Here is a 20,703-nt window from a genome sequence, read left to right as displayed (position 1 = left end):
CCCGTATTAGCTCATATCAGCGCAGGTCGTGCCGCCCGAGCTGGGTCAGGGTCTCGACGACCTTCTTGACGTCCTGGGCCCATTCGCGGGTGGTGACGAGCACGGCGGAGGGGGTGTCGATGACCACGACGTCTTTCAGGCCGAGCACGGCGACGAGCCGTTCCCCGGCCGGCACCGCGATGCCGGAGGAGTCCACGTCGAGTACCTGCGCGGCGTCACCCACGACCTTGAGCGCGGCGTCGCCCGGCAGCAGGGCGGCCAGCGAGGCCCAGTCACCGATGTCGTCCCAGCCCAGGGTGGCGGGCACCACGGCGACCCGGCCGGCCTCGGCCGCGGGCTCGGCGATGGCGTAGTCGATCGCGACCTTCTCCAGCTGCGGCCAGACCTCGTCGACCAGGGCCTGGCGCTCGTCGGTGTCCCAGACCGCGGCGATGCGGCGTACCCCGGCGTACAGCTCCGGGCGGTTGCGCTCCAGCTCGGCCATCAGCACGTCGGCCCGGGCCACGAACATGCCCGCGTTCCAGCGGTACCCGCCCTCTTCGAGGTAGTGGGCGGCGGTGTCGGCGTCGGGCTTCTCGACGAATCGCTCCACCCGGTGGGCCGACGACGCGCCCTCCAGGCCGAGGGCCTCGCCGACCTTGATGTATCCGAACGCGGTGGACGCGTGGTCGGGCTCGATGCCCAGGGTGACGATCTCGCCGTGCCGGGCGGCGGCCACGGCGTCGGCCACCGCGGCCTCGAAGCCGGGGGCGTTGCGGATCACGTGGTCGGCCGCGAACGAGCCGACCACGGCGTCGGGGTCGCGCTGCATGATGACGGCAGCGGCGAGGCAGATCGCGGCGGCGGAGTCACGCGGCGTCGGCTCGGTCAGCAGGTTGGCCTCGAGCAGGCCGGGCAGCTGCTCGATGACCGCCTCGGCGTGCGCGGCACCGGTGACCACGGCGACCCCACCCGCCCCGGCGAGCGGTACGAGCCGGTCCCAGGTCTGCTGCAGCAGGGTGCGGCCCGAACCGGTGAGGTCGAGCAGGAACTTGGGCCGGGCCTGGCGGGACAGTGGCCACAACCGGGTGCCGGCCCCGCCAGCGGGCACGATGGCCCAGAACCCGGGCAGGGCGGCCGACGATTCAGGTGCTAGCTCAGTCACCCGCCCCACCGTAGGGCCCCGGGCAACCTCTCTGTACCGAACTCAGCGGAATAGCCCCCGGATGAGCCGGACCTCACCCAGTAGCAACCCAGTAGCGGTAGCCAACCCCTCGCCGGTCGCTGTTCACCTGCGACACCACCGCCGCTTCCCTGACGCTCACCCGGTCGGCCCACGCTGTGGCCCATGCAGCGAATGTCTGTGGTGGGGTCCGGCAGCGAGCTGGGCCTGTTGCGTCAGAGCGTGCGGCCGATGCAGCCGATCCTGCGTCCGGGACTGCCCGCGGCGGAGGTCACGCCGCCGGCCGCTTCCTCCCTCTCCGTGAACGGCCGACCGGACCGTTCCCTGCGGGTCGCGATCGTCGCCGAGTCGTTCCTTCCCACCGGCAACGGCGTGACCAACAGCGTCTGCCGGGTGCTCGAGCACCTGCGCGCCCACGGCCACGAGGCCGTCGTCATCTGCCCCGGCCCGGCCCCGACGAGTTTCGCCGGGTTCCCGGTGGTCTCGGTGCCCTCCTTCAACTACCGGCAGTTCCCCGTCGGCATGCCCAGCTCCAAGGTGCTGCGCACGCTCTCGGCGTTCCGCCCGGACATCGTGCACCTCGCCTCCCCCTTCGTCCTGGGCGCCGTCGGAGTGACCGCGGCCGGACAGCTCGGGGTGCCGACGGTCGCGGTCTTCCAGACCGACGTGCCGGCCTTCGCCGAGCGTCACCACCTGGGCAAACTGGCGAGCACGGCCTGGCGCTGGGTGCGGCGCATCCACACCCAGGCCGACCTCACGCTGGCGCCCTCGAGCTCGGCGATGGACGAACTGCGCGCCCACACGGTGCCGCGCCTGGCCCTGTGGCAGCGCGGTGTGGACAGCGACCGGTTCCACCCCGGCCGCCGCGAGACCCCGGCCGTGCAGGAACTGCGGCAGCGGCTCGCCCCGAACGGTGAGGTGCTGGTCGGTTACGTCGGCCGCCTGGCTACCGAGAAGCGGGTGCAGCGTCTGGCCGCGCTCAACGGCCTGGAGAACGTGCGCCTGGTGATCGCCGGCGACGGCCCGCACCGCAAGGCCCTGGAGCGCAGCCTGCCGGGCGCCACCTTCCTCGGCTGGCGCGACGGCGATGACCTGGCCGACACCTTCGCCGCGCTCGACGTGTTCGTGCACACCGGCACCTCCGAGACCTTCGGGCAGACCCTCCAGGAGGCCATGGCCAGCGGCGTGCCCGTGGTGGCCCCGGCTGCCGGTGGACCGCTCGACCTGGTCACCCCGGGCACGAACGGCCTGCTCTACGCTCCCGAGGACGACACCGACCTGCGAGGCTGCGTCCAGGCCCTGGCCACCGACCCGGAACAGCGCCGCTGGATGGGCGCGGCCGGCCGGGTCGGCGTGCAGCGCAACACCTGGGAACTGCTGGGCGACGAGCTGATCGAGCACTACCGCAGCGTGTTGCGGGTGCGGGCGGTAGCCGCTTCCTGACCCGCCCACCCGGTGACGGCGTGCCCCGGGCGTCGTCCGTTCCTTGTGAACCCCCCACAGGCGCCGGGTACGCTCGAAACACGATGTCCAGTTCTCACCGCGTGCTCCGGATCGTCTCTGCTGTCACCGCCGTCACCGCTCTCACCCTGGGTGCAGCCGGCACGGCCCAGGCGGTGCCCACCAAGGACAAGAAAGACGATTTCGTCCTGCCCCAGGCGGTCTCCTGGGTCGGCGGTGAAGCCCTGATCAGCACCAAGACGCTGACCGACCTGCCGGACGGGGTCAAGGCCCCACCGAAGGTCAAGGCCGCCGCCTGGCTGGTCGCCGACCTGGACAGCCGGGAGATCCTGGCCGCGAAGAACGTGCACGTGCCGCTGCGGCCGGCCTCCACCCTGAAGCTCTTCACCTCCCTGACCATCGAGCCCCAGCTCGAGCCGGACCAGGTCTACACGGGCCGGGAGGAGGACGAGGCGATCGAGGGCACCCGCGTCGGCATCGTCAAGGGCTCGAAATACACGGTGGACGACCTGTTCCACGGCCTGCTGATGGCCAGTGGCAACGACACGGCCAACGCCCTGAGCAACCTGATCGGGGGCCAGGCCGCGGCGGTCACGCAGATCCAGGCCGAGGCGAACGCGCTCGGGGCGTTCGACACCGTCGTGCGCAACACCAGCGGTCTCGACGCCAAGGGCCAGGTGAGCAGCGCCTATGACCTGGCGCTGGCCGGTACCGCCGCGCTGCAGAACGAGACGCTGGCCAAGATCATGGTGACCCCGTCGTACGCCTTCCCGAACAAGGGAAAGTCACTGGGCGCCAAGCGGAAGCACTATCAGATCCAGAACCACAACCGGCTGCTCGGCTATCTGCCCGGGGTGATGGGCGTCAAGAACGGCTACACCACCAAGGCCGGCAGCACGAACGTGGCCGCCGCGGCGCACCAGGGCCACCACTACATCGCGGTGGTCCTGCGCTCCGACGGCCCGGTCTTCACCCCCAGCGGTGACCTGCTGAAGTGGGCCTTCACCTACGGCCAGAAGGCCAACCCGGTCGGCCGTCTCGTGGAACCCGGTGAGCTGAGCGCGATGACGGGCCCCGGTATCGACGTCTCGGCGGCGCAGGCGACGGATTCACCCGACACCGACGCGGTGGACGGCACGGTCAACGGGGCTGTCGACGGGGCCGCTTCCGGCCGGCTCAAGGCGGCTCTACCCGCAGCGAACGCCGTCGGCGCCACCCAGCCCATGACCCGCTTCTGGCCGCTCGTCCTCACCCTCGCACTGCTGCTCGTGGCGACGGCCTTCGGCCTGCGCCCCGTCCTCGCGAACAGCCGGCGTTCACGCGCCCGCAAGGTGCGTCGCCGGCAGCGCGACTCCCGGCACCTCTACTGAACCCACGCACCATGGTGGACGTCGACGTCCACCATGGTGTTCTTGGTTTCAGTCGTCGTCGTGGCGGCGCAGAACACTGCCGACCGACTTCACCGCTCCCACCGCGGAGCGGGCGGCGACCAGACCGGCGGCACCCAGCACAGCCCCGGCCGCGACCGAGACCCGGTCGGCCGCGCGAGGACTCACGACCGGTGAGTACTGCGCCGGAGGCATCGGGGCCGCGGTGCGCCGGCCGGCGGCGGCCGGGTTGGTGGACGCCGCGGGGCGGGTGGACGTGGCGGTACCGGCCCGCGTGCGGGTGACGGTGAGGGTCGCCTCCGGGGTGGGGGCGGTGTCGGCGAGGTGCCCGCGGTCGATCGCGATCGTGGCCCCCCAGGCCGCCGCGACCAGCGTGAGGCGGCAGACCAGGTTCAGCCAGACCAGCAGGATCAGGGCGACGCCGGCGGTGGCCAGGAACTTGTTGTTCGTGGCCCCGTTCAGCAGCACCCCGGAGAGCAGCTTCAGCACGCCCAGGCCGATACCGCCGAACAGGGCGGCGTCCCACAGGTCGTGGTTGGGCAGCTTCACGCCGGAGAGCAGGCGGAACAGCAGCATGAAGATCAGGGTGTCGACGCCCAGCACGAGCAGGGTGCCGACGATGCCGAGGACCACCCGGCCGATGGCCGAACCCTCGTCCACACCGATCCAGCCGAGCAGGACGCCGGTGGACGCGCTGACGAAGATGCCCGCCACCGCGGAGACCAGCATCATCAGGCCGAGGCTGACCAGCACGCCGAGGTCGCGGGCCTTCGAGATGACGAGGTTCCGCTCCAGCTTGAGCTGACCGAACATCGCCCGCATGCCCTCCCGCATGGCGTCGAGCCAGCCCAGGCCGGTGAAGAGGAAACCGACCAGACCGATGATGCCGGCGATGGTGAGCTGGCTGGAGCTGGTCAGCGTGTCGATCGAGACGATGCCTCCGCTGCCGCCCACCGGGCTGATGACCACGGTGCCGACGCCGTCGTTCACCGCGTCGACCACCCGGCGCTGCATCGGCTTGTCGTCGCCGACGATCAGCCCGAACACGGTGAAGCCGACCGCCAGGGCCGGGAAGATCGAGAAGAACGCCGCGTAGGCCATCCCGCCCGCGAGCACACCGCCGCGGGCGTTGCCGTACCGCTGCCAGGCCCGCCACGGCACCGACCCCTTGGCCCGCTCGAGCAGGCCGGCCGAGCTCTTCCCCGCTGTCCCCGCTGTTGTCTCGCTCACGGGCTAAGTGTCCAGCAGATCGCCCTTGAAGCCGAACCGACGCCGCAACTGCCACAGCCCGTCGCGCCCGTGCTCGTAGAAGTTGAGCCCGCAGACGTCGAACGTCGAGCGATAATCGGCCAGCTCGGACTCGGCCCGGTCCATCGCCGGGTCGTCGAGATGGTGGGCCACCGTGACGTGCGGGTGGTAGTCGAACGGCAGGGCCCGCTTGAGCGGGCCGGTCCGGATCAGCCGCTGCAGGTCGGCGCAGTGCTCGGCGCCGTCTTCCAGCTTGACGAAGACGACCGGCGAGATCGGCCGGAACGACCCGGTGCCGCCCAGCGTGATGCTGAACCGGGTGGTGACCGCCGCGACGGCGCGCAAATGATCCTGGATCGCCTGGTCGTCGCCGGCGGGCACCTGGGTCGGTGGCAGCAGCGTGATGTGCGGCGGGATCTCCGCCGCCAGCGGATCGCCGAAGCCGGCCCGGCTCTGCCGCAGGAAGTCGGCCTGCGGCTGCGGGATGTCGAGCACCACCCCGATGGTGACCACGTCTTCGGAGACCGGTCTCACCAGAGCCATGCTCATGGTCGCCGGTGGTTCCCGGCGGGTTCCCCCCGTCATCCCGATCACCGCTTCGGAGGTAGGAACCCGACCCGGTCGTAGACCTCGGCGAGCACCCGTGTGGTCGTCTCCTGAGCCCTCGCCGCCCCGTCGGCGAGAATGTCGTCGAGCGTGCCCGGATCGGCGATCAGCGCGTTGGCCTTCTCCGCGATCGGCCCGGCGAACTCCTCGTACGCCGCCGCGACCTCCTTCTTCAGGTCGCCGTAGCCCGCCCCCGCGAACTTCTCCACGAGCGACTCGATCGGCGACCGGGTCAGCACCGACTGGATGGTGAGCAGGTTCGACACCCCGGGCTTGTTCTCCGGGTCGAAGACGATCTCGCGACCGGTGTCGGTGACGGCCGAACGGATCTTCTTGGCCGAGACCTTCGGGTCGTCGAGCAGCCACAGGCAACCGGGGCCGCCGACGCTGCCGCTCATCTTCTTGTCCGGGTTCTGCAGGTCGAGGATCTTCGCCGTGGCCTTCACGATGTGGGCCTCGGGCACCGGGAACGTCTTGCCGAAACGCTTGTTGAAGCGCTGGGCCAGGTCGCGGGTGAGCTCGAGGTGCTGGCGCTGGTCCTCGCCGACCGGCACGACCTTCGGACGGTAGAGCAGGATGTCGGCGGCCTGCAGGATCGGGTAGGTGAAGAGCCCGACGGTCGCCCGGTCGGAGCCTTCCTTGCTCGACTTGTCCTTGAACTGGGTCATCCGGCCGGCCTCGCCGAACCCGGTGATCGACTCCAGCACCCAGGACAGGCGCGGGTGCTCCGGGACCTGGCTCTGCACGAACAGCACCGACTTCGCCGGGTCGATGCCCGCGGCCAGGTACTGCGCGATGTAGCGGTGGGTGCGCCGGCGCAGGGCCGCGGGGTCGTAGTCGACGGTGATCGAGTGCAGGTCGGCGACGAAGAAGAAGGCCTCGAACTGCTCCTGCAGCTCGACCCAGTTCGCAAGCGCGCCGATGTAGTTACCCAGGTGCAGGGAGTCGGACGTCGGCTGCATACCGGAAAGCAGCCGGGGTCGCGCGGGACCGGTTTCAGGCATGGCCCTCATTCTGGCACCTTCCACCGGCTACGGGGCACCGGGCTTCGCCGGGCAGACCGGCGCGCGATCATCTACGGTCGTCGAGTCAGATGCGGCTGATGCACGTGAAGACGAAGGCACACACGAGAGCAGGGCGGACATGCCGGTCGAACAGGGCGAGGTCCAGACGGTGCAGCTGACCGACGGGCCGGCGCTGGCCGTGGCCCGGATCGAGGCCCCGCTGCGGCCGTTCCTGCTGGTCCACGGCGAGTCGGCCGACTCCACGGTGTGGCGCCAGGTGGCCGGGCGACTGGTCGAGGCCGGCCACGAGATCGCCGCCGTCGACCTGCGCGGTCACGGCCGGTCCGAGGCCCCGCCGACCGGGTACGACACCGACACCAGCGCCGACGACCTCGCCACCCTGCTCGACCAGCTCGGCTACACCGGTGCACGTTCGCCGATCGTGGCCGGGCACGGCTGGGGCGCCGACGTGGCCCTGTCGCTGGCCGCCCGGCGCGACGGCATCACCGGCCTCTGCCTGATCGACGGCGGCTGGACCCGCCCGGCCTGGCGCTACCCGACCTTCGAGGCGTTCTGGGCGAGTACCCACCCGGACAGCCCCTCCGATCCGGCGGACGGCGAAGATCCCCTGCTCACCCGGCGCCGCTCGATCGCCCACTCCGTCTTCCTCGGGGAGCCACGCGCCTGGTACCCGCTCGTCGGGGTGCCGGTGGTGCTCTGCCCGGTGGTGCCGCCCGACGGTGTGCCGGACCCCGACGGTGGCGGTACCGCCACCCGTACCGGGATCGCGGAGGCCCTCGGCGGCCTGCCCCGGACCCGGGTGAGCTGGTATTACGGATCCGGCGGGCGCATGCTCACCGCCGATCCCGGCCGGATCGCCGACGACCTGCTGACCCTCGCCGCAGACGCCGAGCCGACTGTCGGGTGAAACCCCTCCCGGCCGACTGACCGAGTGACGTTGGCCCGAACATTCGGCCAGGACGCCCTTCTCGGCCGGAACCGGGCATCCGGCCAGGTAGGCTGCGCGTCATGACGGCCTGGACCGCTGAACCTTCGGCGAACGAGCAGTACCTGACCGCGGTTCCGGCGGTCACCGCTATGCGTAACGCCGTGCGCGACTACGACTGGGGCTCCACCTCGGCGCTGGCCCTGCTGCAGAGCCGTACCCCCAGCGGCGGCCCGGAGGCCGAGCTGTGGATGGGCACGCACCCGTCCGCACCCTCCGTGCTGGTGCTGCCCGACGGCGATTCGACGGTCGAGCTGTCGCTGCCCGAGGCCATCGAGCGCTTCGGCGAGCAGGTGCTGGGCCGCGACGTGCAGGCCCGCTTCGGCGCCCGCCTGCCCTACCTGTTCAAGATCCTGGCGATCGCCCGCCCGCTGTCGGTGCAGGTGCACCCGACCATGCAGCGCGCCCAGGAGAAGTACACGCCGGGCCCCGACTCGATCTACGTCGACCCGTTCCACAAGCCCGAGATGCTCTACGCGCTCGAGCCGATCGAGGCCCTGTTCGGGTTCCGCCCGCCGGCCCAGGTCGCGATGCTGCTGAGTCGTCTGCGGGCGCCGCGCCTGGAGCAGCTCATCGACGTGCTCATGCCCCACGGCAGCACCTCCGACGAGGCCGCCCGCCTGCACTCCGCCCTGGAGCTGCTGATCACCTGGCCGATCGAGGACCGGGCCGCCCTGGTCGCCGAGGTCGCCTCCGGCAGCAGCCGCCTCACCGCCGAGGGCAGCCCCGACTACCCCGAGGTGTTCGGCTGGCTCGACCGTCTGATCGGCCTGCACCCGGCCGACCCGATGGTGCTGGCGCCGCTGCTGCTCGACCTGGTGCGGCTGGTTCCCGGCCAGACCGTGTTCGTCGACGCCGGGGTGCCGCACGCCTACCTCAGCGGTCTCGGCGTGGAGATCATGGCCGGCTCGGACAACGTGCTGCGCTGTGGTCTGACCAGCAAGGAGATCAACGTCCCGGAGCTGCTCCACGTCATCGACAGCCGTCCGCTGGCCTCCGGTGACAGCAACCTCTCCCAGCTCTCGGACGACGAGGTCGCCTGGCGTCCGCCGGTCCAGGACTTCCAGCTCAGCCGGGTCATCGTGACCGGCGGCACCGGCCATCCGGTGACCGCCGACGCCTCGATCAGCGGTCCGCAGATCGTGCTCTGCACCAAGGGTGCGGTCACGGTCACCGCCGGAGGTGTCTCGGTGCCGCTGGAGAGTGGCCAGTCCGCCTTCGTCACCGCCACCGCCGGCCCCCTCACCCTGACCGGTGAGGGTGAGGTCTTCCGGGCCGCCCCCGGCCGCTCCCTCTGAGACCCGGGAACCTCTAGAACTGACCGCCGACCGCCCGGGGCGGTTCCTCGTCCACCATGGGCAGCGGTTCGGTGAAGACGCCGATCCGCACCGACGCCGGGATCGACTCGCGGTCCAGATACCGCACGCCGCTGCGCGGGCAGAACAGCACGCGCCACGACGGGGAGCCGTCACTCTCGTCGCCCTCCAGGTGTTCCAGCAGCTCGAGGTGCCAGTTCACGTAGTAGCGCGTGCCCTCTCCCACGAACACGGGGGTGCTCGCACAGCGGCAGCGCAGGTCGCGCTCGGTGCGGCGACGCCGCCAGGTCTCCATCCGGCGGGCCCACGACTCCCCGAGCGATCGCCGGTGCCAGTGCGCCGCGTCCAGTTCCTGGCCGGCGCTCTCGTGCCCGTGGCTCTTCAGCAGGTCGGCCGTTCGGTGCCGGGGATCGTCACCGACCCCGTTCCAGGCCGCCGCGTCGAGCAGCCGGTGCGCCCCGTGAGCATCTCCCTGCGCCGCCCGGGCCGCGGCGAGCACGGCCAGCACGGCCGCGTTGGGTGCGGTGGTGATGCTGGACGCGGCTTCGGCCGCAGCGGTCAGATCGTGCGGGGCCGCCGACACGGCGAACATGGTCCAGTCGTCAGGGCCCGGTTCCTCCAGCCGCTCCAGCCCCAGCCGGGCCGTCTGCAGCCCTTCCGCGCGCCCGGAGACCATCGCGATACAGCCCCGCACCAGCTCGGTCTCCCCGGGCCTGGCCTGCGACGCCATCATCCGCCGGCCCAGGAACTTCGCACCCGCCCGGGGATCGCTCGCCAGGATCGAGGCCAGCATGCCCGGCACCGCATCGTCCGGTTCGTCCACGCTCAGCAGGCTCTGCGCCTCGCGATAAAGCCCCAGACCCACCAGGCGGGCGGCCGCCTCGTGTCGGGCCTGCGGAGGCAGGCTGGGTCCAGGACTCACGACTGATTGATCGGTCGGGCGTTCCGGCACCTGAGCGCGGGACGGCTATTCGCTCTTTCGGACGTTCAGAACAGGGTCTCCGGCTCGACCGGATCCGGCGTGGGTAGGGGCTCCAGCCCGGGCACCCGGGCCCGTACCTCGTCGTGGAACCGGCGGGCCAGGGCGGGCGCGTCGACGTTGTCGGGGGTGTGCAGGAAGAAGGTCGGGGAACGGCCCTCGCGCAGCCAGGCGGCCATGACCTCCACCCAGTGCTGCCAGCCCGCGATCGTGCGCGCCTCGTCGTCCCGGCCGAGGTACCGGATCACCGGCCGCTCGGTCAACGCCCGGTCGCGCCGGGGCAGACGCGGTTTACGTTCCCACGCCTCACGTTCCGCGTCACTCGTCGGCGGGGTGGCGAAGAAGGCCGTGGTGTCGAACGGCACCCATTCGGTACCGGTCCGCGCACACATCCGTTCCAGTTCGCCAGGGTCGCTGAAGAACCGGGGATGCCGCACCTCAACGGCATAACGATGCTCCGTCGGGAGTTTTCGCAGCAGAGCCTCGAGCGTGGGGACGTCGGTGGGCGCGAAGGTGCCCGGCAACTGGATCCAGAGGGCCTGGATCCGGGGTCCGAGCGGCTCCACCACGTGCAGGAACTGCCGCAGTTCCTCGTCCACCCCGACGAACCGGCGGTCGTGAGTGATCAGTCTGGGCAGCTTCACCACGAACCGGAAATCCGAATCGGTCTGCTGTGCCCAGGTTTCCACGGTCTCCCGGGTCGGCGTGGCGTAGAAGGTGGTGTTGCCCTCCACCGCGTTGCACCAGCCGGCATAGAACCGCAGCCGCTCCCGGGCCCCGACCCCTCGCGGCGTGACACGACCCGACCAGGCCTTGTGCGTCCACATCGCGCACCCGACATGAAGTCTTTGCATGTCCAGAACCTCCGCTATTCCACCGATGGTCGCCATCGGACCAGGTCAACGCCACAAGAGGCCAGGCTCGGCCCGATGTAGCTATTCCGGTCAACCATCAGTACCTTCCGGTTCATGTCATTGAAGGCCCGGCTGCGCTATCGGTTCGACAACATCATGGCCCGCGGGGCCGGGAGCCAGATCCTGCTGCTGGCGGCCTTCACCATCGTGCTGGTGGCCATCGCGACCCTCGCCACCGCCGTCCTCCGGGTCCGGCCCATGGACGACAGCGGGAAGGCCGACTCGCTCGGCCGGGTGATCTGGCTGTCGCTGATGCACGCGATGGACCCGGGGATGATCGGCGGGGACGGCGAGGGCTGGGTCTTCATGGCCATCATGCTGACCCTCACGATCGGCGGGATCTTCGTGGTGTCGGCCCTGATCGGTGTGCTGACCCAGGGGTTCGGCGACCAGATGGAAGCCCTGCGGCGCGGCCGGAGCGCGGTCGTGGAGCAGCGGCACACCGTGATCCTCGGCTGGGACCGCAAGATCTTCTCCCTCCTGGACGAACTCGCCGAGGCCAACCGGAACCGCCGCGACGCCTGCGTGGTGATTCTCGCCGACCGCGACAAGGTCGAGATGGACACCGAGATCGCCGAGGCGATGGACGGTTCGAAGCTGCGGATCGTCACCCGGAGCGGTAGCCCGATGTCGTTCAGCGACCTCGGCCTCCTCGCGCTGGGCCGGTCCCGCTCCGTGATCGTCATCTCCCCCGACTACCACCCGGACGGATCCCTCGTCAGCGAGAGCGAGGCCGACACCCGGGTGCTGAAGACGCTGCTGGCGATCACGAAGCGGGAGGACGACCAGCCGGGTCACATCGTCGCCGAGATCCAGGACCTGCGCACGGCCCCGGTCGCGCGGATGGTCGCCGGCGATCGCGTGGCCCTGGTCCAGGCCGGAACGCTGATCAGCCGACTGCTCGTACAGTCCAGCCGGCAGCCTGGGCTCGCGGCCGTGTACAGCGAGCTGCTCGATTTCGCCGGTGTCGAGATCTACGTCGTCGGGCAGCCCGAAATGACCAGGAAGACATTCCGCGAGGCAGTTTTCACCCTCGGCACCTCCACCCTGATCGGCGTGCGCACCGATTCCGGGCAGATCCTGCTGCCCCCGCCGCCGGACCGCCGCTTCGAGCCGGGCGACGAGTCCATCGTCATCAGTGAGGACGACGACCGGATCTTTCTGGACGGAACCACGGAACCCCCCGTGCCGGTCCGACCCGACCTCGCGCCGCAGCCGACGGCCCGCCCCGAGCGCACCCTCATCCTCGGGTGCAGCCCCCGGCTACCGGTGGTGCTGCACGAACTCGACTCGTACGCCCCCGACGGCAGCGAGACCTGGATCGTCGGCGAGGGCAATCCCCAGTCGCTGATCACCGGCGACTTCGAGAACCTGAAGGTCACCGCCCAGACCGGCGACGTCACCGACCGCGGCCTGCTGGAGTCGCTGGGGGTCAGCGGTTTCGACCACATCCTGATCCTCTCCGAGAGCGAGGGCCGCAACCAGGAGATGGCCGACGCCCGCACCACGGTGTGCCTGCTGCACCTGCGCGACATCGGTCGCCAGACCGGGGGCCTGCGCGTCACCAGCGAGATCCTCGACATCCAGAGCCGCAACCTGGCCTCGATCGGCGAGCCCGACGACTTCATCGTCAGCAACATGCTGGTCTCGCTCATGGTCGCCCAGGTCTCCGAGACCCCCTCCTTGCTCGACGTCTTCGAAGAACTCTTCACCGCCGAGGGCCACGAGATCTACCTGAAACCGGCCGACGCCTACGTGGCTCCCACCGAGGTCGAGTTCGCCGTGGTCAGCGCCGCCGCCCTGAACCAGGGCCAGGTGGCCATCGGCTACCAACTGGCCCGCAACGCCCACGACCCGTCCGCCTTCGGCATCGTCATGAACCCGGACAAGCGCTCACTCGTCACCCTCGGCCGCGACGACCGGGTGATCGTGCTGGCGGAGAGCTGAGCAGTCACTCACACCGGCCGGCCCACCGGACCGCCCGAGGAGCAGTGACCCGACCGCCAAGGATTCGGCGGAACCGGCTTGAGTACCGACCATGATCCGCCGAACCTGACAGGGCACGAACGAACGGATGCGCCGGTCACCGGCCTCGCCGCGGATATCCCTCCACTCGGTCTGCCTTCACGAGGTTAGGTAAAGCGAAAATGGGTGTAAGACGGAGATTTTTGTTCATCGCCCTAGCCGGCTCGGGTTGCGTGATCGCGATGGCCGCGGTCGGACTGCAAGGAACCAGCTCCCAGGAGGACGCCGGCCAGCAGTTGGCCCGGACCAGTAACGGAATGTCGCTTCAATGGAATGCTGACATGCTGCACGACGGGATACGCGGCGACGTGCTGGCCGCGCTGCTCGCCGAGACCGCAGCCGATCGGGAGCTGCTCGACACGGCGGCGGTGACCGATGACGCCGCAGCCATCCTCAGCCGATTCAACGAGGCGGCCGCACTGGCTCCTTCGAACGTTGCCGCACAGTTCGCCGCGGTTCGGCCCGACCTGGAGAAGTATGCAGATCAGGCGGTTTCGCTCAGCCAGCTGGCGGAAAGCGATCCCACCGCGGCCAGGGCCGAGCTCCCTGCCTTCCTGACCTTGTTCGCCCAGCTGGAGGAAAGCATGGGGGGTGTGGACGAAGCCATGCTCGCCGCCGTGGACGACAGCCAGGTCCAGGCCCAGGCTTCAGCGCGACAAGCGAAGATCTGGCTGCTCATCGGAGTCATCGCTTCGATCCTGATGTTCGCCGTCTTGTGCTGGATGGTCGGCCGATCGGTGATCCGGCCGCTGAGGCGGGTGATGGTGGCCCTGCATTCGATGGCCGAGCGCGACCTGACCGCGCGGGTGGCGACCGAGGGCAAGGACGAGTTCGCACAGATGGGAGTGGCCTTCAACCAGGCCATGACCGAGATCAGCGAGACCATCTCGGCCGCCGGGGCCGCGACCGGAACTCTCATCGGCGCCTGTGCCGAACTGTCGGACACGTCGGTGCGGCTCGGGCAGTCTGCCGAGGCAACGGCCGCCAAGGCCGAGGAAACGTCCTCGGCCGCCACGTTCGTCGGCACACAGATCGCGGGGATGTCCTCAGCGACCATGCAGATGCAGTCGGCCATCCGCGAGATCGCCGGTCAGACCGCGTCTGCGGTCGAGGTGGCGGCGGAGGCCGTTCGCGAAGCCCAGATCACCAGCCAATCAGTCGCCGACCTGACCGCGGCGAGCGAGGAGATCGGGGCCATCGTGAAGGCGATCACCACCATCGCCGAGCAGACGAACCTCCTCGCGCTGAACGCGACCATCGAGGCGGCGCGGGCCGGCGAAGCCGGCACCGGTTTCGCCGTCGTCGCCTCCGAGGTGAAAGATCTGGCCCACGAGACAGGTGGGGCGACCGAGGACATCACCGCGAAGATCGCCGCGATTCAGAGCATCACGCAGAGATCGAGCGACGCCATCGATACCATCGTGGGAGTGATCAGGAGGATCGACGAGAACCAGTCGATGATCGCCGCCGCGGTCGAAGAACAGTCCGCGACCACTGCGGAGATCAGCCGAAGCGTCGACGAGGTCGCCGACGGCGCCACCCAGATCAGCAGGAATACCGCGGGGATCCAGGAAACGGTCCAGGAGACATCCGCTATCGCGGTGAGGAACCGCGCCTCCGCCACCGAACTGGATGGCATCGCGCGTCAGGTCGACGGTCTGATCTCCCGCTTCCGCTGCTGATTCGACAGCAAGCCTCCGAGAGACGGGGCGTTCTTCAGGCTTCATGGATTGGCATAGCCGCCATGATTGCCGATTCGCCGCCAAACACAGAACCATTCACCATCGATGGAGAGGAACTGGAACGTAGCGCGCCCGTCAGGCGAAGCGAAGCTCCAGGTCATCTCCATGATGCCGGGAGCTCTTCGCATCTCGTCCACCCGAAGCGAAGCCGGCCACACGTAGGCCCGACGCGCCGCCTGCGCCGCCTGCGCCGACGCCCAGTCGTCACAGGCGGGGGCGAACTTGTCCAGGACGACTTTCTTGAAAGTGTCCTTGTGCTCGGGCTTCAGCTTCTTGTAATCGGCCTTGAAGCTGTCAAGAGTTCGGAACTTCACGAGTCGAGATCGGTAAGAAACGCGTCGGCACTGTCATGGTCGGTGAACCGGCCCGCTGTGAGGTCCGCCGTGGCCTCGCGCTCGCGCTGCTGCCACGCCTCTTCCCAGAACCACGCCTGGGTTGCGGGAATGGCCGCCTGCGGGCGCACCTCCAGAACACCGTCCGAGCGCTCGGTGATCTCGACCTGGGCACCGGGCTTGTCCAGCCCGTACCGACGCCGAACTTCACTGGGCAGAGCGAACAATCCTCGCGACTGCAAGGCGATGAATCCATGGAAAAGAGCGTCTGCCACAGCCTGCCCTCCTGTATCTACGTGACCCCACTATCAACGATAGTCTCCAAGTCGCAAAGCAGCAATGCTGCATAGCTGCAGGCGCCGCGCGTCAGGAGTCGAGCGCCAAGGCCCTAGCACTGGAGAGTGATCGCTCCAGCGTTCGGCGTACGTCGGGGCCAGATCCACCTCAGCGGCGGTGGCCGTCACGGCCAGCCCGAGGCTGGCAATGGCGTAGTCGATGCGCCCCCCGGCGTCCAGGGACCTTCGTCAACTCACCCCGGTGAACCGGACAGGACCACGAGAGTTGTCGCCAGAGATGAGAAGCGACTCCCGCGGGAGTCGGACCGGCGTGACGACTTTCTTACTGATCCCCGGGGCCGGAGGCGACGCCCGCTACTGGAACTACGTCGTTCCGCGGCTGGAAGAGCTGGGGCACACTGCCATAGCGGTCGACCTGCCGGCTCAGGACGAGTCCGCGGGCTGGGCCGAGTACACGCACACGGTGGTCACGGCTCTGGGCGACGCCGACCCGCACACCACGATCGTGGTCGCCCACTCCATGGGCGCTTATGTGGCCCCTCTGGTGGCTGAGCGGTACCCGTACGCCTACTGGTGCTCATCAACCCCATGATTCCTGCGCCGGGTGAGACCGCCGGGCAGTGGTGGGAAGCGACCGGGCACCAGGTGGCCCGGGTGCAGGCCGGACTGGGTCAGTTCGAAGCGCCGAAAGACTTCTTCCACGACGTCTCCCCGGACATCGAGGCAACCGCCATGACCTGGCCGCACCGCAGTCCCTCAGACCGATCCTTCACAGAACCATGGCCGGCGAAAGTCTGGCCGTCGGTGCCGACCCTCGTTCTCCAAGGACGTGACGACCGACTGTTCCCTCTGGCGTTCGTGCGCAGACTCGCCCGCGAGCGGCTGGGCGCCGAGACGATCGAGATGCCGGGTGGCCACCTACTGGCGTTGAGCCGGCCGGACGAGCTGGCCCGGAGACTGGCCGCCCTATAGAAGCCTGCCCGCCCGGACCCTCTCAGTCGATCAAGCAAACAGATCCGTAAGTAGCGTGCAAATGGATCTGTAGCCAGCATGCAAACGGTGTCGTAGCGAGGGCGCAGACGGACACATAGAGGGTCTGAAGTGCCATGATGCAGGGAACCGCTGCAGCGACCCTACGGTGAAGTGGGCCTGGACGACGTCAAGCACCTGCACTGGTTGCGCACCATGATCGGAGATCGGCTCGCAGACGCGATCATGATCACGAACGGCCAGTTCGCCTACCGTCGGCCCGACGGGATCGCCGTCGTTCCGGCCGCGCTGCTCGGCCCGTAGCCCTTACCCGTCAAGACGTCAGAAGCCGAGCTCCAGGTCCACGACCACCGGAGAATGATCGCTCCACCGGCCCCGGTGTCCCAGGGCCGTCGATAATCCACCACTTCGACCAGGAACCGTCGAGCAGGCGGACCAGCCCACCGTACTGGTACCAGATTTGGTACCATGCAGTGACGTCTTGATACCGACACCACTGGAGCGCACCATGGCCATCACTGCGACCGAAGCGCGTAAACGTCTCTTCCCCCTTATCGAGGAAGTCAACAACGATCAGCAGGTCGTGGAGATCTTGTCCAAGGGCGGCACCGCCTTCCTCGTGCCCGAAGAGCAGTGGCGGCGCATCCAGGAGACCCTGTTCCTGATGTCCGACCCGCAGGTCGCCAACCGTCTTCGCAAGTCCATCGCCCAGGCAGAGGCTGGCTTGGCCCAAGAGCGGGAGCTGATCGACCCCGATGTCTGATCGCCTCCTCACCTTCACCACTCAGGGCTGGGACGACTACCAGTCCTGGGTAGCGCAGAAGCCCACGCTTCGGCGAATCAATCGCATGATCGACGAAGCTCGCCGGACACCGGAGGAAGGGATCGGCAGGCCGGAACCTCTGGTCGCCGAGTGGGCCGGGTACTGGTCCCGACGTGTGACCGAGGGGGACCGCATGGTCTACAGCTTCACCGAGAAGCAACTCGTGATCGTCCTTCTCCGAGGCCACTACTACGATCATTGACGCTGGGGCCGCGAGCGACAGTTCAATCGCTCAAGCGATGGCGGAACTCAGCGCCGCAGATCGCGCACTGCCAATGCAGCGTTCTACGCAAGCGTCACGTCCACAACGACCGGTGAGTGGTCGCTCCAGCGCTCCGCGTAGGAGGGCGCGAGGTCGACTTCGGCTGAGGTGGCTAGTGCAGCCAGGCCGGCGCCGGCAATCGCGTAGTCGATGCGCCAACCGGCCCCGGTGTCCCAGGCCTTCCCCCGCCAGGAGAACCAGGTGTAAGGCCCCGGCCCCTCCCCCGCGAGGCTGCGGTGCACGTCCACGAACCCGTCCTCGTCGAACAGCGAGTCCATCCAGGCCCTCTCGGCCGGCAAGAAGCCGGCCTTCTTCAGATTGCCCTTCCAGTTCTTCAGGTCGACCTCGCGGTGGCAGATGTTGAAGTCGCCGCACACCAGCAGATGACGCCCGTCCGCGGCGAGTTTGTTCATGCGCTCCCGGATCTCGTTCAGGAAGGCGTACTTCTCGTCCTGCTTCGGGGTCTCGGCCTCGCCGGTGTGCACGTACACCGACACCACCGTCAGCAGCGAGGGCTCCCCCTCAGCAGAAGGCGTCAGAGCGAAGTCAGCCTCAACCCATCGCCCAGCGCCGAGGAAGGACCCCAGGCCCGAGCGCACGGCCACCGGCTCAGTCCGAGACAGCACGGCCACCCCGGCCCGGCCCTTCGCCGCCGAAGACTCCTCGTGCACCCCGTACCAGCCCTCACCCATGATCTTCATGAGCGTGGCGTCGTCGGCCCGGACCTCTTGCAGGCAGAGGATGTCCGGCTGCCGCTCGGCGAGCCAGGCGGGCATACCCCGCCGTTCAGCAGCCCGGATACCGTTGACGTTGACGGTCGCGATCCTCATGACGCCATCCTCTCCCATTGAGGAACGGGCCCGGGACGACCAGGCCCGGCTGGAGGTGATACCCACCGGCACACGCCGGTCCAGGAGGCGCCGGACCTGGTCGCGGCGTGGATCAGGAGTCACATTCTGTGAAACCCCTGTCCAGGGGGCTCGACAAAGGGTAAACACGTGGCATGACCCTTCTGGACGACGCGGCCGGGATCAGCGACGATCTCGCCGATCTGCGGCACCGGCTGCACCGGCGACCCGAGATCGGGCTCCGGCTGCAACGCACCCAGCAGGCGGTGCTCGAGGCCCTCGACGGCCTGGACCTGGAGATCACGGCGGGCCAGGAGATCGGCTCGGTGACCGCCGTGCTGCGCGGCACCGCCGCTCCCGACCCGGAGACAGCGCCAGTGGTGCTGCTGCGCGCGGACATGGACGCCCTGCCGGTGCACGAGGAGGTGGGTAGCCCGTTCCGTTCCACCGTCGACGGCGCCATGCACGCCTGCGGTCACGACCTGCACACCGCGATGCTGGTGGGGGCCGCCCGGCTGCTCAACGACCGGCGGGATCAGATCGCCGGTGACGTCGTGCTGATGTTCCAGCCCGGCGAGGAGGGCTATCAGGGCGCCTCGAAGATGATCGGTGGGGGCGTGCTCGGCGCCGCCGGCCGGGCCGTGGACAAGGCCTTCGCCCTGCACGTGCTGCCGAACCAGGTGCCGCTGGGCACGATCGCTACCCGCCCGGGAGCCGTGATGGCCGCTGCGGACGGTCTTTTCGTGACGGCCCGGGGTTCCGGCGGGCATGCCGCCTCACCACACCTGGCCCGCGACCCGGTGCCGGCCATCTGCGAGATGGTGATGGCGCTGCAGACCGCGATCACCCGCCGCATCGACGCCTTCGAGGCCGCCGTGCTCACCGTGGGCAAGCTGAAGGCCGGCACCAAGCACACGGTGATCCCGGAGACCGCTGGTTTCGAGGCCACCGTGCGTACTTTCGACCGGGGCGTGCGCCGTCAGATGCGCGATCTGGTGCACCAGGTCTGCCAGGGCGTCGCCGACGCGCACGGTGTGGAGGTGGCGGTCGAGTACGTCGAGGAGTGCCCGGTCACGCTGAACGACTCCGTGGCCACCGATTTCGCCTTCGAGACGGCGGCCAACCTGTTCGGCGAATCACGCATCCACACCCTGGCCCGGCCCCTCACCGGCACCGAGGATTTCTCCCGGGTTCTCGAGAAGGTCTCGGGGGCAATGATTCTCATTGGCGCGTGCCCCGATGGGCACGATCCGGAAACCGCGCCGAGCAACCACTCGCCGCACGCCACGTTCGACGACGCGGTGCTTCCCGACGGGGCAGCTCTGTACACCGAGCTGGCATTGCGTCAACTCAGCATTTAAATTGAGGACGCCCGCCACTCACCATCGGTGAGTGGCGGGCGTCCTCAATTTTGAAGCTCTTACTGCCGTTCCGCCGCCTCGACGACATTGGCGAGCAGCATGGCCCGGGTCATCGGGCCCACCCCACCCGGGTTGGGCGCCACCCAGCCGGCCACCTCGCGCACGTCGAGCGCGACATCGCCCGCCAGCTTGGACTTTCCGGTGACCGGGTCGGGAACGCCCCGGCTGACGCCGACGTCGAGCACGACCGCGCCCGGTTTCACCATGTCGGCCGTGATCATGTTCGCGACCCCGGCCGCGGCGACCACCACGTCGGCCCGGCGCACGTGCTCGGCCACGTCACGGGTACCGGTGTGGCACAACGTGACCGTGGCGTTGAGCTCGCGGCGGGTGAGCAGGAGACCCAGTGGGCGACCGACGGTGACACCGCGGCCGACCACACAGACCTCCTTGCCCTTGAGATCGATGTCATTGCGCAACAACAGATCCACGATGCCGTGCGGGGTGCACGGGATCGGGCTCGTCATCGGTGCGTTGACGTTGAGCACCAGCCGACCGAGGTTGGTCGGGTGCAGACCGTCCGCGTCCTTGGCCGGGTCGATCAGCTCGAGCACCCGGTCGGAGTCGAGGCCCTTCGGCAGCGGCAGCTGAACGATGTACCCGGTGCAGGCCGGGTCGTCGTTGAGCCGCTTGACCGCGGCCTCGACCTGCTCCTGCGTCGCGTCGGCGGGCAGGTCTTCGCGGATGCTGTTGATGCCGACCTCGAGGCAGTCGGCGTGCTTCATCGCGACGTACTTGGCGCTGCCCGGGTCTTCACCGACCAGCACCGTGCCCAGACCGGGAACGATGCCCTGTTCCTTCAGCCGGGAGACGCGTTCCTTGAGCTCGACGCGGATAGCGGCAGCGGCGGCCTTACCGTCGAGAAGCTGCGCGGTCACCG

The 20,703-nt window shown here is 69.1% G+C and carries 21 protein-coding genes and 1 pseudogene; 12 read left to right on the top strand and 10 right to left on the bottom strand.

What is annotated here, in order from left to right:
- Positions 1–16: 16 nt before the first annotated feature.
- A complete protein-coding gene (locus QSK05_RS05825) occupies positions 17–1,144 on the bottom strand; it encodes a mannose-1-phosphate guanylyltransferase (protein ID WP_285594665.1) in 1,128 nt (375 codons plus the stop codon).
- A gap of 342 nt (positions 1,145–1,486) precedes the next feature.
- Here QSK05_RS05825 and QSK05_RS05820 point away from each other — a divergent pair, with 342 nt between their 5' ends.
- Both QSK05_RS05820 and QSK05_RS05815 read left to right on the top strand, forming a co-directional pair.
- Positions 1,487–2,605: a glycosyltransferase family 4 protein gene (locus QSK05_RS05820; protein WP_502879733.1), complete on the top strand. Its 1,119-nt coding sequence runs from the start codon at positions 1,487–1,489 to the stop codon at positions 2,603–2,605.
- 83 nt (positions 2,606–2,688) lie between these two features.
- Entirely contained in the window at positions 2,689–3,993 is a 1,305-nt protein-coding gene (locus QSK05_RS05815) for a D-alanyl-D-alanine carboxypeptidase family protein (protein ID WP_285594663.1), read from the top strand.
- Between the two features lie 48 nt (positions 3,994–4,041).
- Here QSK05_RS05815 and QSK05_RS05810 read toward each other — a convergent pair whose 3' ends face one another.
- The 3 genes from QSK05_RS05810 to trpS are packed head-to-tail and all read right to left on the bottom strand — an operon-like array spanning position 4,042 to position 6,869.
- On the bottom strand, positions 4,042–5,241 hold the full coding sequence (locus QSK05_RS05810; RefSeq protein ID WP_285594662.1) for a YihY/virulence factor BrkB family protein: 1,200 nt from the start codon (positions 5,239–5,241) through the stop codon (positions 4,042–4,044).
- 3 nt (positions 5,242–5,244) lie between these two features.
- Positions 5,245–5,844, bottom strand: a complete 600-nt coding sequence (locus QSK05_RS05805) for a 2'-5' RNA ligase family protein (protein WP_285594661.1) — start codon at positions 5,842–5,844, stop codon at positions 5,245–5,247.
- Positions 5,845–5,849: 5 nt separating this feature from the next.
- Complete coding sequence (trpS, locus tag QSK05_RS05800; protein WP_285594660.1) at positions 5,850–6,869, bottom strand: tryptophan--tRNA ligase; 1,020 nt, start codon at positions 6,867–6,869, stop codon at positions 5,850–5,852.
- Between the two features lie 139 nt (positions 6,870–7,008).
- Between trpS and QSK05_RS05795 the strand changes: the two genes are divergently transcribed.
- Positions 7,009–7,797: an alpha/beta fold hydrolase gene (locus tag QSK05_RS05795; RefSeq protein ID WP_285594659.1), complete on the top strand. Its 789-nt coding sequence runs from the start codon at positions 7,009–7,011 to the stop codon at positions 7,795–7,797.
- 101 nt (positions 7,798–7,898) lie between these two features.
- The gene (gene manA / locus QSK05_RS05790) at positions 7,899–9,173 is read left to right on the top strand and encodes a mannose-6-phosphate isomerase, class I (RefSeq protein WP_285594658.1); all 1,275 of its coding nucleotides are present in this window, start codon (positions 7,899–7,901) and stop codon (positions 9,171–9,173) included.
- A gap of 13 nt (positions 9,174–9,186) precedes the next feature.
- Here the strand turns inward: manA and QSK05_RS05785 are convergent, their stop codons facing one another.
- Together QSK05_RS05785 and QSK05_RS05780 are read right to left on the bottom strand one after the other, a co-directional pair.
- The gene (locus tag QSK05_RS05785; RefSeq protein ID WP_285594657.1) at positions 9,187–10,113 is read right to left on the bottom strand and encodes a hypothetical protein; all 927 of its coding nucleotides are present in this window, start codon (positions 10,111–10,113) and stop codon (positions 9,187–9,189) included.
- Positions 10,114–10,178: 65 nt separating this feature from the next.
- Entirely contained in the window at positions 10,179–11,024 is an 846-nt protein-coding gene (locus tag QSK05_RS05780; RefSeq protein WP_352300040.1) for a DUF72 domain-containing protein, read from the bottom strand.
- Positions 11,025–11,138: 114 nt separating this feature from the next.
- Here QSK05_RS05780 and QSK05_RS05775 point away from each other — a divergent pair, with 114 nt between their 5' ends.
- Positions 11,139–13,031, top strand: a complete 1,893-nt coding sequence (locus QSK05_RS05775; protein WP_285594655.1) for a CASTOR/POLLUX-related putative ion channel — start codon at positions 11,139–11,141, stop codon at positions 13,029–13,031.
- Between the two features lie 260 nt (positions 13,032–13,291).
- Positions 13,292–14,791 carry a methyl-accepting chemotaxis protein gene (locus tag QSK05_RS05770; protein WP_285594654.1) on the top strand — a complete coding sequence of 500 codons (1,500 nt, stop codon included), beginning with the start codon at positions 13,292–13,294 and terminating at the stop codon, positions 14,789–14,791.
- Positions 14,792–14,832: 41 nt separating this feature from the next.
- Here QSK05_RS05770 and QSK05_RS05765 read toward each other — a convergent pair whose 3' ends face one another.
- The gene (locus QSK05_RS05765; RefSeq protein ID WP_285594653.1) at positions 14,833–15,165 is read right to left on the bottom strand and encodes a hypothetical protein; all 333 of its coding nucleotides are present in this window, start codon (positions 15,163–15,165) and stop codon (positions 14,833–14,835) included.
- Positions 15,162–15,458, bottom strand: a complete 297-nt coding sequence (locus tag QSK05_RS05760) for an AbrB/MazE/SpoVT family DNA-binding domain-containing protein (RefSeq protein ID WP_285594651.1) — start codon at positions 15,456–15,458, stop codon at positions 15,162–15,164. Before QSK05_RS05760 ends, QSK05_RS05765 begins: the two co-directional genes overlap by 4 nt.
- 331 nt (positions 15,459–15,789) lie before the next feature.
- Between QSK05_RS05760 and QSK05_RS05755 the strand changes: the two genes are divergently transcribed.
- The 5 genes and pseudogenes from QSK05_RS05755 to QSK05_RS05735 all read left to right on the top strand — a co-directional run bounded on the left by QSK05_RS05755 (position 15,790) and on the right by QSK05_RS05735 (position 17,494).
- Positions 15,790–16,071 carry an alpha/beta fold hydrolase gene (locus tag QSK05_RS05755; protein WP_285594649.1) on the top strand — a complete coding sequence of 94 codons (282 nt, stop codon included), beginning with the start codon at positions 15,790–15,792 and terminating at the stop codon, positions 16,069–16,071.
- On the top strand, positions 16,068–16,451 hold the full coding sequence (locus QSK05_RS05750) for an alpha/beta fold hydrolase (RefSeq protein WP_285594647.1): 384 nt from the start codon (positions 16,068–16,070) through the stop codon (positions 16,449–16,451). Before QSK05_RS05755 ends, QSK05_RS05750 begins: the two co-directional genes overlap by 4 nt.
- 171 nt (positions 16,452–16,622) lie before the next feature.
- Positions 16,623–16,772 (top strand): annotated as a pseudogene (locus QSK05_RS05745) (ATP-binding protein); the annotation flags it as partial.
- Positions 16,773–16,977: 205 nt separating this feature from the next.
- Positions 16,978–17,232 carry a type II toxin-antitoxin system Phd/YefM family antitoxin gene (locus QSK05_RS05740; RefSeq protein ID WP_285594642.1) on the top strand — a complete coding sequence of 85 codons (255 nt, stop codon included), beginning with the start codon at positions 16,978–16,980 and terminating at the stop codon, positions 17,230–17,232.
- A complete protein-coding gene (locus QSK05_RS05735; protein WP_285594640.1) occupies positions 17,225–17,494 on the top strand; it encodes a Txe/YoeB family addiction module toxin in 270 nt (89 codons plus the stop codon). The genes QSK05_RS05740 and QSK05_RS05735 overlap by 8 nt, the downstream gene beginning before the upstream one ends.
- An 83-nt stretch (positions 17,495–17,577) precedes the next feature.
- On the opposite strand, the gene QSK05_RS05730 is transcribed toward QSK05_RS05735, so the two are convergent.
- Positions 17,578–18,384 carry an exodeoxyribonuclease III gene (locus QSK05_RS05730; RefSeq protein ID WP_285594638.1) on the bottom strand — a complete coding sequence of 269 codons (807 nt, stop codon included), beginning with the start codon at positions 18,382–18,384 and terminating at the stop codon, positions 17,578–17,580.
- A 173-nt stretch (positions 18,385–18,557) separates the two neighbouring features.
- Here QSK05_RS05730 and QSK05_RS05725 point away from each other — a divergent pair, with 173 nt between their 5' ends.
- Complete coding sequence (locus QSK05_RS05725; RefSeq protein WP_285594636.1) at positions 18,558–19,763, top strand: M20 metallopeptidase family protein; 1,206 nt, start codon at positions 18,558–18,560, stop codon at positions 19,761–19,763.
- Positions 19,764–19,822: 59 nt separating this feature from the next.
- On the opposite strand, the gene QSK05_RS05720 is transcribed toward QSK05_RS05725, so the two are convergent.
- A complete protein-coding gene (locus QSK05_RS05720; protein WP_285594634.1) occupies positions 19,823–20,701 on the bottom strand; it encodes a bifunctional methylenetetrahydrofolate dehydrogenase/methenyltetrahydrofolate cyclohydrolase in 879 nt (292 codons plus the stop codon).
- Positions 20,702–20,703: the final 2 nt, after the last annotated feature.

The organism is Kineosporia sp. NBRC 101731, assembly GCF_030269305.1.
In the GTDB taxonomy this organism is placed as follows: Bacteria; Actinomycetota; Actinomycetes; order Actinomycetales; family Kineosporiaceae; genus Kineosporia.
The sequence above is the reverse complement of the archived record's forward strand: the minus strand, read 5'-3'. Positions and strand labels throughout refer to the sequence as shown.